General features: G+C 66.6%; 11 protein-coding genes and 3 pseudogenes. 5 read left to right on the forward strand and 9 right to left on the reverse strand.

Annotated features, from left to right (window positions below; translation table 11 throughout):
- The first annotated feature begins 211 nt into the window (after positions 1–211).
- The 4 genes and pseudogenes from AKJ13_RS25580 to AKJ13_RS25595 all read left to right on the forward strand — a co-directional run.
- Positions 212–907, forward strand: a complete 696-nt coding sequence (locus tag AKJ13_RS25580) for an ABC transporter permease (RefSeq protein ID WP_050735852.1) — start codon at positions 212–214, stop codon at positions 905–907.
- Positions 904–1,614 carry an ATP-binding cassette domain-containing protein gene (locus AKJ13_RS25585; protein WP_050735853.1) on the forward strand — a complete coding sequence of 237 codons (711 nt, stop codon included), beginning with the start codon at positions 904–906 and terminating at the stop codon, positions 1,612–1,614. Before AKJ13_RS25580 ends, AKJ13_RS25585 begins: the two co-directional genes overlap by 4 nt.
- Entirely contained in the window at positions 1,587–2,432 is an 846-nt protein-coding gene (locus tag AKJ13_RS25590) for a substrate-binding domain-containing protein (RefSeq protein ID WP_050735854.1), read from the forward strand. Before AKJ13_RS25585 ends, AKJ13_RS25590 begins: the two co-directional genes overlap by 28 nt.
- A gap of 323 nt (positions 2,433–2,755) precedes the next feature.
- Positions 2,756–3,469: pseudogene (locus AKJ13_RS25595) on the forward strand (DDE-type integrase/transposase/recombinase); the annotation flags it as partial.
- A gap of 95 nt (positions 3,470–3,564) precedes the next feature.
- Here AKJ13_RS25595 and AKJ13_RS25600 read toward each other — a convergent pair.
- A pseudogene (locus tag AKJ13_RS25600) lies at positions 3,565–4,795 on the reverse strand (IS110 family transposase).
- Positions 4,796–5,055: 260 nt separating this feature from the next.
- On the opposite strand from AKJ13_RS25600, the pseudogene AKJ13_RS25605 reads away from it, so the two are divergent.
- Positions 5,056–5,307: pseudogene (locus AKJ13_RS25605) on the forward strand (integrase core domain-containing protein); the annotation flags it as partial.
- 391 nt (positions 5,308–5,698) lie between these two features.
- On the opposite strand, the gene AKJ13_RS30855 reads toward AKJ13_RS25605, so the two are convergent.
- The 8 genes from AKJ13_RS30855 to AKJ13_RS25640 form a co-directional block, all read right to left on the reverse strand.
- Positions 5,699–6,382 carry a hypothetical protein gene (locus AKJ13_RS30855; protein WP_244471726.1) on the reverse strand — a complete coding sequence of 228 codons (684 nt, stop codon included), beginning with the start codon at positions 6,380–6,382 and terminating at the stop codon, positions 5,699–5,701.
- A 6-nt stretch (positions 6,383–6,388) separates the two neighbouring features.
- Positions 6,389–6,775, reverse strand: coding sequence for a hypothetical protein (locus AKJ13_RS25610; RefSeq protein ID WP_244471727.1), 387 nt, complete (start codon positions 6,773–6,775; stop codon positions 6,389–6,391).
- Between the two features lie 58 nt (positions 6,776–6,833).
- Positions 6,834–7,073 (reverse strand): hypothetical protein, encoded by a 240-nt coding sequence (locus AKJ13_RS25615; protein ID WP_050735855.1) that lies wholly within the window; start codon positions 7,071–7,073, stop codon positions 6,834–6,836.
- Positions 7,074–7,136: 63 nt separating this feature from the next.
- Complete coding sequence (locus AKJ13_RS25620) at positions 7,137–8,174, reverse strand: formate dehydrogenase subunit gamma (RefSeq protein ID WP_050735856.1); 1,038 nt, start codon at positions 8,172–8,174, stop codon at positions 7,137–7,139.
- A gap of 89 nt (positions 8,175–8,263) precedes the next feature.
- Positions 8,264–8,860 (reverse strand): formate dehydrogenase FDH3 subunit beta, encoded by a 597-nt coding sequence (fdh3B, locus tag AKJ13_RS25625; RefSeq protein WP_012320149.1) that lies wholly within the window; start codon positions 8,858–8,860, stop codon positions 8,264–8,266.
- A 16-nt stretch (positions 8,861–8,876) separates the two neighbouring features.
- Positions 8,877–11,819, reverse strand: a complete 2,943-nt coding sequence (locus tag AKJ13_RS25630) for a formate dehydrogenase subunit alpha (RefSeq protein ID WP_050735857.1) — start codon at positions 11,817–11,819, stop codon at positions 8,877–8,879.
- A 7-nt stretch (positions 11,820–11,826) separates the two neighbouring features.
- Positions 11,827–12,069 carry a formate dehydrogenase gene (locus AKJ13_RS25635; RefSeq protein ID WP_050735894.1) on the reverse strand — a complete coding sequence of 81 codons (243 nt, stop codon included), beginning with the start codon at positions 12,067–12,069 and terminating at the stop codon, positions 11,827–11,829.
- Between the two features lie 88 nt (positions 12,070–12,157).
- Positions 12,158–12,781, reverse strand: a complete 624-nt coding sequence (locus AKJ13_RS25640; RefSeq protein ID WP_244471728.1) for a molecular chaperone TorD family protein — start codon at positions 12,779–12,781, stop codon at positions 12,158–12,160.
- Between the last annotated feature and the right edge of the window lie 70 nt (positions 12,782–12,851).

The raw sequence follows: 12,851 nt of genomic DNA on the forward strand, positions 1-12,851 counted from the left end.
CAGCTCGCATCCCTGACGGAAAGGGATGGCCTCGTCGAACGTTCCGACGCCACGACAACGGTCGCCTCCGGCGATATGCTCACCTACTATCCGCACGCGCTTCCCTGGTAGGCATGACAGGTCCATTCCGCCGAAACTGCGCCTCGAGGTCGGACTCATCGGCTGATCTCGCCATCAGCCTCGTCCCATTCCTGAGGACTAGCCCGGGCGCATGATGCAGACGCTTCAGGAAATCCTGTCCCGCCTGTGCAGTCTGGATGGCGACGTGCTGGCGATCGCTTGGCTGTCGCTGCGTGTCAGCCTCACCGCCGTCGGCATCGGTCTCGTGCTCGGCATACCCCTGGGTGCGTTCGTGGCTGTCGCCCGCTTTCCCGGACGTGGCGCCGCGATCGGCCTGCTGAACGCCTTTATGGGGCTGCCGCCGGTGCTCGTCGGCCTCGCGCTCTACCTCATCCTCTCCCGCTCCGGTCCGCTCGGACCGCTCGGCCTGCTGTTCACCCCCGGCGCGATGATCGCCGCACAGGCGACGCTCGCGACCCCGCTCGTGGCCGCCCTGACGCAGCAGGTCGTCGCCGACGCCCGGGTGCATCTCGGGGAGCAGTTGCGCTCCCTCGGGCTCTCCGCACCGCGTCAGGCCGGGGCGATGATCTACGACGTGCGCTTCTCCCTCGTGACCGCGGCACTCGCCGCGTTCGGCCGGGCGATCTCGGAGATCGGAGCGGTCCTCGTCGTCGGCGGGAATATCGACGGGTATACCCGTACGATGACGACGGCGATCTCGCTGGAGACCCAGAAGGGCGATCTCAGCCTCGCCTTGGCTCTCGGACTCGTGCTGATCGGCCTCGTTCTGGTGGTGAACGTCACCGTGGCCCTGCTCCGCCGGCACGCCGCGCGGGTGTATGGATGAGCGCGACGCCGGCCATCCGCCTCGAAGACGTGGCTCTGTTCCTCGACGGGCGAACGGTGCTCGACCATCTCTGCCTGGAGGTCGCTTCGGGCAGCGTCACGGCCATCATCGGCCCGAACGGAGCGGGCAAGAGCGTCACCCTCCGGGTCATCGACGGGCTCCTGCGACCCGACAGCGGGGCGGTACGGGTCGGCCCGCACCGGCGGGCCTTCGTGTTTCAGCGGCCCGCGCTGATCCGCGCAACCGCGGCCGCGAACGTCGCGCTGGCTCTCGGAGGCCTCACCCGTCCTGCGCGCGCCGCGCGGGTGCAGGAGGCGCTCGCCCGGGTCCGCCTCGCGGAGCGTGCACGCGATGCCGCGACGCGGTTCTCCGGCGGCGAGCAGCAGCGGCTAGCGCTGGCCCGCGCCTGGGCGGTCGAACCGGACCTGCTCCTCCTCGACGAGCCGACCGCGAACCTCGACCCAGCTTCGACCGAGATCGTCGAGGGACTGGTGTCCGCGATGGCGCGGGCGGGCACCACGGTGGTGCTCGTCTCACACAATCTCGGGCAGGTGGCGCGCCTCGCCGACACGGCGATCGTGCTGGCCTCCGGCCGCGCCGTCGAGCATGGTCCATCCCGCCAGATCCTGTTCTCGCCCCGCACCTCCGAGGCGCGGGCCTACCTCGCTGGGGAGTTGCCGTGGACCCCTTCCGTCGTCGCCTCCTGACCCTCGCATCGGCTGCGCTCCTGAGCACAGCCGGCCTGCTGCCGTCGGCCGACGCCGAACCGACCTCGATCGTCGTCGCCTCGACAACCTCGACCGAGCAGTCCGGCCTGTTCAAGCACATCCTCCCGCTCTTCCGGGAGACGTCCGGGATCGACGTGAAGGTCGTCGCTCTGGGCACGGGCCAGGCGCTCGACGCAGCGCGCCGCGGCGATGCCGACGTGGTGCTGGTCCACGACCGTCCCGCCGAGGACAAGTTCCTCGCCGAGGGCTTCGCGGAGGCGCGGTACGACGTGATGTACAACGACTTCGTGCTGATCGGCCCGGCCTCCGATCCGGATGGCGTGCGCGGCCTGGGCGTGCGCGAGGCCTTCGCCAAGCTCGCGGCCAGCAAGACGGCGTTCGTGTCGCGCGGTGACCGCTCGGGCACCCACAGCGCCGAGTTGCGCAGCTGGAAGGAGGCAGGCGTCGATCTCGCGGCCGTGCGCGGCCCTTGGTACCGGGATGTCGGCCAGGGCATGGGCCCCGCGCTCAACACGGCCTCAGCTCTCGGCGCCTACATCCTCGCCGACCGGGGGACATGGCTCGCGTTCAAGAACCGCGCCGACTTGGTCATCCTGGTTCAAGGGGACCCGAGCCTGTTCAACCCCTACGGCGTGATGTTGGTGAACCCCGATAGGCATCCTGGCGTGAAGTCGAAGCAGGGACAGGCCTTCATCGACTGGCTTGTCTCACCGGAGGGGCAGCAGGCGATCGCGGGATACAAGGTCGGCGGCGAACAGCTCTTCTTCCCGAGCGCCGGCGCGCCTGTGACGCGCTGACCGGGGATCAGCGGGGTGGCAGGCCGGACTGACGTCGACGTGCGCTGTACCTGAGGACCAGAGGCAGTCGGCCGATTACTCGACATCATCACGCCCGAACGGCTGCGCAAGCGCCATAGGGAAGGGTATCGCAGACCATGGCGACAGGAGAGAGCCGCTGTGGCTCGAACGTGAAGTCACATCGGGTCAGGGTTACCGCAAACCACGGCTAGATGTTTGATCCCAGGGTTTGATGGTACAGTTTTCTCACGCGAGTGGAAGGACACGCTATGGGCTAGGTTCAGCACGGGAGCGCCACGACGACAGCGGCAGTCCGTCGAGCGATACAGCATAGTCAAGCGAGCCTGAGGGCGCTGGCGGCCCGTTACGGCGTCGACCCGAAGACCGTCGCGAAGTGGAAGAAGCGGTCCTCGGTGGCTGACCGGAAGACGGGCCCTACAGAACCCCGATCCACGGTGCTGTCGGCCGAGAACGAGGCGGTGATCGTCGCCTTCCGCCGGCATACCCTACTGCCGCTCGACGACTGCCTCTACGCTCTGCAGCCGACGATCCCGCACCTCACGCGCTCAAGCCTGCACCGTTGCCTGCAGCGCCATGGCATCTCGCGGCTCCCCGAGGTGGGTGGCGACAAGCCGCTCCGTGCAAAGTTCAAGCGATACCCGATCGGCTACTTCCACATCGATATCGCCGGGGTGCACACCGAAGAAGGCCGGCTTTACCTGCTCGTGGCGATCGATCGGACCTCCAAGTTCGCCTTCGCCGAGTTGCACGAGAAGGTCACGCGCCGGGTCGCCGGCAATTTCCTGCGGGCCCTTGCTGCCGCCGTTCCCTACAAAATCCACACCGTGCTCACCGATAACGGCACGCATTTCACCGAGCCGTCCGGCAACACTTGGACGCCGGAGGAGATCAGAGCGATGCGCGCCGAGAAGGTGCCGTTCCGCTGCCACTCCTTCGAGGGTGCCTGCGCCGACCTCAACATTGAGCATCGCCTGACCAAGCCGCGCCATCCCTGGACCACTGATGTAATCGACAAGAGCCTTCTTCGTGGATCTGCGCTATTTTCGGCTGGCGCACGGGCGACCGCGTGGCGAAGAGCAGGGCGTGAGGTGGGAGCCCTGCCGCGCAGCCTCTATCGTCGCACCTCAGTTGCGGCGCCCGTGCGCACCTTCTTGGGCCCTTGCGGATTCCAGCCCGTCACGAAGCGGGCGTAGGCAGTCTCCGCCTGTTCGACCAAGCGCCGCTCCTCATCGCGGTGGCTCTTGCTGTTGTAGGCGTGAGCTGCCCCCTTCTGACCGCGAGCCGCCTTGTAGCCGGCCTTCAGCTCGAGATCGCGAAGCTTCTTCGCGTGAAGTGAGGGGCGGGCCCAGACGTAGCTCTCGCTCTTGGTCAAAAGATGCCAAATCACGACCGCGAGCTTGCGGGCGGTTGCGACAGCGGCCACGTGCTGGCCGCGTCGCGCCCTAACCCGCAGGAAAAAGGCTCGGAGTGGGCCTGGAGCGCGGGCTGCGGCCCAGGCGGCCTCGACCAACATGCCGCGGGCGTGACCGCGACCCTGCTTGGTGATCCGGCCGTGGTGCGCGGGTCCCGGTCCTGATTGCCGCACGCTCGGGTTCAGACCGAGGTAGCTGACAAGCTTTTGCGGCTCGTCGAAGCGGGTCACCATCGCCGATGGCCGCTGTCAACGCGAGCGCCACCACCATGTCGATGCCGGGGACCGTCATCAGTCGCTTGACGCTTTCGTCAGCGAGGGCCGAACGGGCGAGATCGCGCTCGATGACCTTCAGGTCCTCGCCAAGCCTGTCAAACTCACGCAGGTGCCGCTCGATCGCGAGCCGTTCGTCCTCTGGCACGACCTGCTCGACGAGCCAGGCCCGGCCCTTGGCCCCGCAAAGGTCAGCGTGGGGACAGGATGGGATCAGGTGGCTGTGCAGGATCGACTGGATGATGTTCTTCAGCCGGGATCGCTGCCGGACGATCTGGTTGCGGCGGGTAACCTGCCGGCGCAGCGCCTGGGTCGGCTCGTCTGGAACCCACACCTCCGGCAGGAACCCGCTCGCGTAGAGCTGCGCCAGCACGCCGGCGTCGATCGTGTCGGTCTTGATCTTGGCATGCGCGATCATCCGCACCTGCATCGGGTTGGCGATCACCACCTTCTTCACGTGCGGCGCGAGAACCGCCACAACGGCCGAGGCATTGCCGGTGGCCTCAACGACCACGACGTCATCCGCCGAGAGTTGCTCAGCGAAGGCGGTCAGAAGATCGCGACGCATGTCGACGCGACCCAGCCGCCTCAGCTTGCCATCATCCCACGCTACCGCTTCCGCGAAGGCGCGGTGAATATCCAGTCCAATAATCCGCATGCCCACTCCCCATGCTGGTTCGTCGACAAAAACGGGAGCTGGCGGGCAACACGACACCTACTGATCCGCGCTCGCAGCGCATCCGGGAAAGTCGCAAGGGGCGGCCATGTAACGAGTTCGGGCTCTCAGCTCACTGTCTATCGACGGCCTGCCCGCACCTTCGTGCTCCCGGTGCCCCGCGTCCCAGATGGGCTCACCATAATGCCGTTCTCTGGGGAGAACAGCGGAACGAGAAGGCACCGCACGGGTACATACCGGATAATGGTCAAGTTGAGCGGATGAACCGCACGATCAAGGACGCCACTGTTAAACGCTTCCACTACGACAGCCACGATCAGCTCCGGCAGCACCTCGCGGACTTCGTGGCCGCCTACAACTTCGCCCGCCGCCTCAAGACGCTACGCGGCCTCACGCCCTACGAAGCTATCTGCAAAGCCTGGGTGGACGAGCCCTCCAGGTTCACTCAGAACCCGCACCACCAAATCCTGCGACCAAACACTTTTAAAGGATGAAGGCCTGATCGAGCGAGTGGGTGGCGGACGCCATCCGAAGTGGCGCAGGTCGGCCCGCTCGACAGCCGGACCGGGCCTGTCCTGTCCGCCGTCCCCGGAGTGGATGGCGCCGTGCCTCGATGAGCGCTTAGCGCGCGAGCTGATCCAGGGCCTCGTACAATCCGCCGTCACCCGAGGGGGCGATCCTGTTGCGCGCCTTCAGGAATTTCGCACGCTTCAGGAAGCGGCAATGGCGGTCTCGCAAGACCCTGCCGTACCTGGGACGGCCGAGCGCCTCATCCGTGCGATTAACCTCACGATACAAGAGTTGGCTGCAGTGAAGTCGTAGGCCCACCGGGTTAGCTGCGCGACGGCACACCAATTTCGTCTGCGTTAGCCGCGATAGACGTCTTCAGCGCCGGGCTCGCTCCAGCAGCTTCGGATCAAGGGCTGACAGGGCCAGCAACGGTCCCGGCATGACGACGCCGGCCCGCCGCATCTTCTGAGCCGCGGCCCTGCAGCCCAGAAGGTCATTGCTGGCGGCCGCTGCCTCGACTTGCTGAACATTCTCCGGTGCCGGTTTGTGAGCATCCGGCGTGGAACTGGCTGCGGCACCTGCCGATGAGGGAGTTTTCGGAGGACCTGCGGCCGTCGCCGTCGTCCCGGCGGGAGCCGCGTTGTTCTGTGCATCGCCCTGCGGACCGGCTGCACCTGGACCGGAAGAGGTGATCTGGCCGCTCTGACCGGAAGCCTGCTGTGCCGCCCCTGCTGCGTCCCCTGGCTTGACGGAAGGAGCATCATCCTTCTTGGCCGATACTGCTGTGGCCAGTTGCGGGGGCGGGGCATCGGACCCCTGTGATGGGTCCGGCTGGTGAACGAAGGAGACAAGCTCCTGGCAGAGGTTAGCCGGCGTACCGCTCATCTGCGCCTCAGGAGGCTGCGATGGTGCGGATGGCTGCGGGCCAGCCTGCGCGAACGCTACCGACGGCAGCAGGATGGCCGCGGCGATCAGCGCTGTAGAGGTGGTGCGTGCCACGAGCAAATCCTGCATCAACGCTGGGCCAACCGACGAGCGGACATCGAGTTTCAACTTCACCGGTAACTAGGCGTGTCGTTCAGCAGCCGGCACATCCTTCGCAGCCTGTTTCGCCGGCCCGCGCTCAGCATTGGCGGCCGTCTGATTGGGAGCCTCACCCTTCGTGGGGCCGCTCAAGCCCGACTTCTGCTGGACGTCGCCGCCGGCGGAAGATTGCGTACCCTGGCTTGCCTCCGAGGGATTTGAGACGGCGGTCGCCTGCTGCGGAGGCGTCGCGGCGGCCTCCTTCGCTGGCTCCGGCTGCTTCACGAAGGCCAGAAGCTCCTGGCAGAGATTGGCTGGACGCCCGATCGGGACGGCTGTGCCGCTCTCCTGCGCGAGGGCGTTGTCCACTACGAGCAGGACCACTGCCAGGCCGATTGCCTGGGCGAAAGTGCTCAGTCGCCGCTTCATCGGATGCGCTCCTCCTCAAAGCTTGGTCTCGTCGCAGCTGGCGCTCGAATACCGGGCCTCAGGAGCGCTTCGGCTGCGAGGCGGCGCCCTCGGCTTTCCCATGCGGCTCGCCGGCGAACTCATCGGGGGACGGGTCGCCGTTCCAACGCGGGCCGACCAGGTTGGTGCCCGGCTCGGAGACCCGGGCACCGGAGGTGGCGAATGCCTGGTAGGCGAACTTCTGATTGCTTGTGAGCGCCAGCATGGCCGCAATGCCCAGGAGAACGGCGGCAAGGACAGCGGCGATGAAAGCTTTCATGTCAGTGGTCCCTGATAAGAGCGCAGAGCGTCCGGAGTGACGCCGGGAGGCCAACCCGGCTCATCACTCGGCCGGAGCCGGGCGGGATCCGAGTTGCGGGCCGCTCGCGGTGCGGGCCTGCTCCTGCTCGACCCAGAGGTCGTGGTGCGCGCGCGCCCAGGCCAGATCGACCTGACCGCTGCCCATCGCGTCGTAGGCGCCCTTCATCCCGAGTGTGCCGATGTAGATGTGGGCCAGAATACCGGCGATGAAGACGATGCCGATCAGGGAATGGATAACCTGCATGATCTGCATCCCGTTGACGTCGACGAGCGCGAACGGGAAGAGCATCATCAGGCCGGTGGCGCCCATGGCGGCGCCGAAGCCGGCCACCATCCAGAACACGCCCTTCTGACCCGCGTTGAAGCGCCCCGCATGCGGGTGCTTGCTGCCGATGAAGCCGCCCCCCGCCTTGAGCCACTCCCAGTCGATTCGGTTCGGGATGTTGTCCCGGATCCAGACGACGATCATGAAGGCGACACCCAGCATGAAGGGCCAGGCGAGATAGACGTGGCTGTACTTCGCGTACTGGGCTAGCGCACCGAAGGCATCCGGCCCGATCAGCGGCATCAGCAGCCGTTTGCCGAAGATGTAGTTCAGGCCGGACAGGGACAGGATGATGAAGCACACGGCCGTCATCCAGTGCGTGAACCGCTCGAACGCGTTGAACCGGAGGATCTTCTTGCCGGATTCCTGACTGTGATCCGTGATGATGCGGCCGCGCCAGAGGAAGAAGAGCGCCAGGGCTGCGAGTATGCCGAGGATCACGAGCGCCCCGATCCAGGGCAGCCATCCCTCGCGGAACATCTGGTACGCGCGGCCCTGCGGCTGGATCAGGTTGGCGGCCTTGCTGTCCGGGATGCTGATGCGCCCGCTGATCTTGGGGGCCTGCCGGAACAGAAGCTCCTCATTGATCGAATCCGCCGTGGGTTTCGCGCCCGTTGGGTTCTGCCCATCAGTCTGGATCGGGTTCTGCGCCTGCGCGGCCCCGTAGACACCCGGTGTCGTCCAGAGCGCCGTTGCCAGGACGAGAGTGCTGAGAAGCGTCCATGCCCGCCGCATCGGCGTTCCTTTCAGATCGGTCGAGCGGTCCGCGGACGCTGCCGCGGTCCCTGTTCCTGCGCGCCCCTCAGCAGAGGAGCAGCCCCACATCAGATCGCGATGGTCTCGCGATAGGCCGTCTTCCAGCCCCAGGCCCCCGAGCCGTACCCGCGCTTGATCACACGCTGCTTGTAGATCTCGGCGATCATCTCGCCGTCGCCCGCGAGCAGAGCCTTGGTCGAGCACATCTCGGCGCAGAGCGGCAGCTTGCCCTCCGCAAGCCGGTTCGAACCGTACTTCTCGTACTCGGCGGTCGAGAGATCAGGCTCGGGGCCACCCGAGCAGTAGGTGCACTTGTCCATCTTGCCTCGGGACCCGAAGTTCCCGACGCGCGGGTACTGCGGCGCGCCGAACGGGCAGGCATAGAAGCAGTAGCCGCAGCCGATGCAGATGTCCTTGGAGTGCAGCACCACCGCGTCGGCGGTGGTGTAGAAGCAGTTGACCGGGCACACAGCCGCACAGGGCGCGTCGGTGCAGTGCATGCAGGCCATCGACACCGAGCGCTCGCCGGGCTTGCCGTCGTTGAGCGTCACCACCCGCCGCCGGTTAATGCCCCACGGCACTTCGTGCTCGTTCTTGCAGGCGGTGACGCAGGCGTTGCACTCGATGCAACGATCCGCGTCGCAGAGAAACTTCATGCGCGCCATGATCAGGTCGCTCCTCTCAGGCCGCTCGGATCTGACACAGGGTGGCTTTCGTCTCTTGCATGCCGGTGACGGGATCGAAGCCGTAGGTCGTGATGGTGTTGACGCTCTCGCCGAGCACGACCGGGTCGGTGCCCTTCGGGTAATAGTCGCGCATGTCCTTGCCTTGGTACCAGCCGGAGAAATGGAACGGCATGAACGCGACGCCTTTCCCCACGCGGTCGGTCACGAGGGCCTTCACCTTCGTCTTGGAGTTGTTCTCCGCGCCCGTGACCCAGACCCACTGGCCATCCTTGATGCCGCGCTCGGCCGCGTCACCGGTGTTGATCTCGACGAACATGTCCTGCTGCAGCTCGGCGAGCCACGGGTTGGAGCGGGTCTCCTCGCCGCCGCCCTCGTACTCGACGAGGCGGCCCGAGGTGAGGATGATCGGGAAATCCCGGGCGACGTTGCGCTCGACAGCCGCCTTCTGCACCGAGAACCCGATATTTGGCATGCGGAACTGACGCTCATCGGGCCGCGTCGGGTACTTGGCCACGAGATCCGGGCGCGGTGAGTAGATCGGCTCGCGGTGGACCGGCACCGGGTCGGGCAGGTTCCAGGCATTCGCGCGCGCCTTGCCGTTGCCGAACGGCGAGACGCCGTGCTCGAGACAGACGCGCTGGATGCCGCCCGAGAGGTCGGTCGCCCAGCTCACCGTGTCGGGCTTGTCGCCGCCGATCCTCAGGATCGTCGCGAGCTCGTCCGCCGTGAGATCCTTGTCCCACCCGAGCTTCTTGAACACGCCGAGGGTGAATTCCGGATAGCCGTCGGTCAGGTCCGAGCCGTTCGAGTAGGAATCCTCGGCCAGCAACGTCTCGCCGTTGCGTTCGGTGCCGAAGCGCGCGCGGAACGTGCCGCCCCCCTCCTTCACGTGCAGCGCCGTGTTGTAGAGGATGGCCGAGCCCGGATGGCGGATCTCCGGCTTGCCCCAGCAGGGCCAGGGCAGGCCGTAATAATCCCCGCCGACCTCCGGATCGTCCTTCGGCGCCCGCAGGGTGACGAGATCGAACTTCTGCTGGTTGCGCATATGCGCCTTCAGGCGCTCGGGCGACTGCCCGCAATAGCCTGTCGACCAGCCGCCGCGGTTGATCTCCCGCAGGATGTCCTCGGCCAAGGGGACGTTGTTCTCGACCTTGATGTTCTTGAACATCGGGTCGGCGAAGCCGAGCTTCTTCGAGAGCAGGTAGAGGAACTCGTAGTCGTTCTTGGACTCAAAGGCGGGCTTCACGATCTGCTCGCCCCATTGCAGGGACCGGTTCGAGGCCGTGCGGCACCCGTCCATCTCCAACGAGGTGCAGATCGGGAGCAGATACGTGTTGTCCTGCCGGGCATCGAGCGCCGCGAAGGTAGTCGGATGTGGGTCGGCGACGACGATCAGGTCGAGCTTGTTCAGACCTTCGAGGGCTTCGGGCAGGCGCGTGACGGTGTTGCCGCCATGGCCCGAGATCATCATCGCCCGCGTGGGGCTCCGCTGATCGATCTGGTCGGGCGGGAGGTTGACAGAGTCGAACCAGCGGGTCGACGTGATGCCCGGGGTCTCCATGTTCTCCTTGCGGGACCGCGCCTTGCGGCCGGCGGCCGCGGGAACCTCATCGAAGCGCGACTGTAGCCACGCGTAGTCCACCTCCCAGACGCGGGCCCAGTGCCGCCAGCCGCCCTCGACGAGGCCGTAGTAGAGCGGCAGGGTTGTCACATCGAGGCCGAGGTCGGTCGCGCCCTGCACGTTCGTGTGCCCGCGGAAGATATTGGCACCCGTGCCCGGCTTGCCAACATTGCCCGTGGCCAAGCACAGGATGCAGAGCGCGCGCACATTGGCGGTGCCGACCGTGTGCTGCGTGTTGCCCATGCACCAGATCAGGGTGGCGGGCTTCTCCTTGGCGAACTTCTCCGCCACGCGGCGGAGTTGCTCGCCCGGTATGCCAGACACGCGCTCCACCTCCTCGGGCGTCCACTTGGCGACCTCCTTGCGGACGTCGTCCATCGCGTAGACGCGCTGGCGGATGAAGTCCTTATCCTCCCAGCCGTTCTGGAAGATGTGCCAGAGGATGCCCCAGGCCACCGGGATGTCGGTCCCGGAGCGGATGCGCACATATTCGGTGGCGTGCGCCGCCGTGCGGGTGAAACGGGGGTCGATGACGATCAGGTTGGCGCGGTTGATCTCCTTCCCGGACAGCACGTGCTGCATCGAGATCGGGTGCGCCTCGGCGGGATTGCCGCCCATGATGATCATGGTCTTGGCGTTGCGGATGTCGTTGTACGAGTTGGTCTGGGCGCCGTAGCCCCAGGTATTCGCCACGCCCGCCACGGTGGTCGAGTGGCAGATGCGCGCCTGGTGGTCGACGTTGTTGGTGCCCCAGAAGGCCCCGAATTTCCGCAACAGGTACGCGGCCTCGTTCGTGTACTTGGCCGAGCCAAGCCAGTAGACGGAATCAGAACCCCACTTCTCGCGGATCTGCAGCAGCTTGTCGCCGATCTCGTTGATCGCTTGATCCCAGGAGATCCGCTGCCACTGGCCGCCGACGAGCTTCATCGGATATTTCAGCCGCCGGTCCGACGAGACCAGTTCGCGGATGGCGGCCCCCTTGGCGCAATGAGTGCCGCGGTTGATGGGACTCGCCCAGGACGGCTCCTGGCCGACCCACACGCCGTTTACGACTTCGGCGGTCACCGTGCAGCCGACCGAGCAATGCGTGCAGATGTTCTTCTTGATGACCGTCCCCGGCCCGACCGCCGACGAGCCGGCGGCCTCGACCTTGCGGACGGCGCCGAGCTGGATCGAGCCCGCGGCGGCGAGCGCTCCGGCCGTGAGCCCGGACTTGCGCAGGAACGCACGCCGGTCGAGCACGCCCGCCGCGAGACCGGCCGCGACCGCCTGATGCTTGCTGCGGCTGGCCTCGCCGCTCTTCCGCTTCGTCAGCATGGCAGCCTCACTTCGTCCCCGGCGCAGGATCGGGATTTTTCAGGAGCGTCTCGTAGCCGTTGGTCCGGTAGAACGCCTTCACGTGATCGCTCAGGCGGTACCGGCTGCGCGTCTCGTCCTGGCCCGGGTCGTAGGCCTGGGCCTCCGTCGCAGCCATCGGCGACGCGACCGCGGCGGCGACCGCCACGGTGCTTCCGCCGAGCGCCCGAAAGAACTGGCGACGACCGAGCGTCTTCGGATCCTGCCGCATCATCCAACTCCCTCAGCGACACCCGCTTGATAGCAAACTCACGTCACGCCTTTCGGTCACGCTCCGACCACCGGGCACCGCATCCCCGTCACGCATCCATCGCGAAGGCTTCCGCCTCCACCTCCATGAAAATCCGTCCCAGGCTGCCCACCGCCCGGTAGAAGCGAGCGTTCTTCGCCCGCTCAAGATCCCCGAAGAAGCGGTCTGCCCAGGAGACGAGGTGCCGGGCGAAGAAGCGTGCCTGTACATCCGGCCCGGCCGCGAACCGCCCGCCGGCGAGCCCCGCCATCACCTCCATGAGGAAGGCCAGGTGGTCCTCCGGCTCGCTCATAGCCTCGGCCTGCGAGAGGCCGAGGGCTGCGAGATCCTCTCGGACCAGCGCGAGCGGGCGCTCGTTGAGGAAGCCGGTGAGATAGTAGGAGGCGTAGGGAAGAAGTTCGCCCCTGCCCACGCCGATGAACAGCGCAAAGAACTCGCGCTCGACCCCCGCGCCGGTAGCCTCTGCCGCCGCGCGGCTCAGATCCGCGACGTGCTGGCCGAGGATCCCTTCGCCGCCCGAGAGGCCGGCGAGCGTATCGAGCAGGTCCTGGCTGGGTGGACGTCCGAGCAGGACGGCCAGGAGATCGTAGTGCCGCGCGCGTAGCCCGTCGACGTCGTCCACGCGGGCGCCGCCCAGCGCCTCCGATTCCACAGGTCCGAACGCCGACGCCACTGAAGTTTTCTACTCGCCCGAGATCGGACCGATCTCGCTCTCTGGAACGACAATAAGAAGGGCTCTTATC

The organism is Methylobacterium sp. ARG-1, from assembly GCF_001262595.1.
Taxonomy (GTDB): domain Bacteria; phylum Pseudomonadota; class Alphaproteobacteria; order Rhizobiales; family Beijerinckiaceae; genus Methylobacterium; species Methylobacterium brachiatum.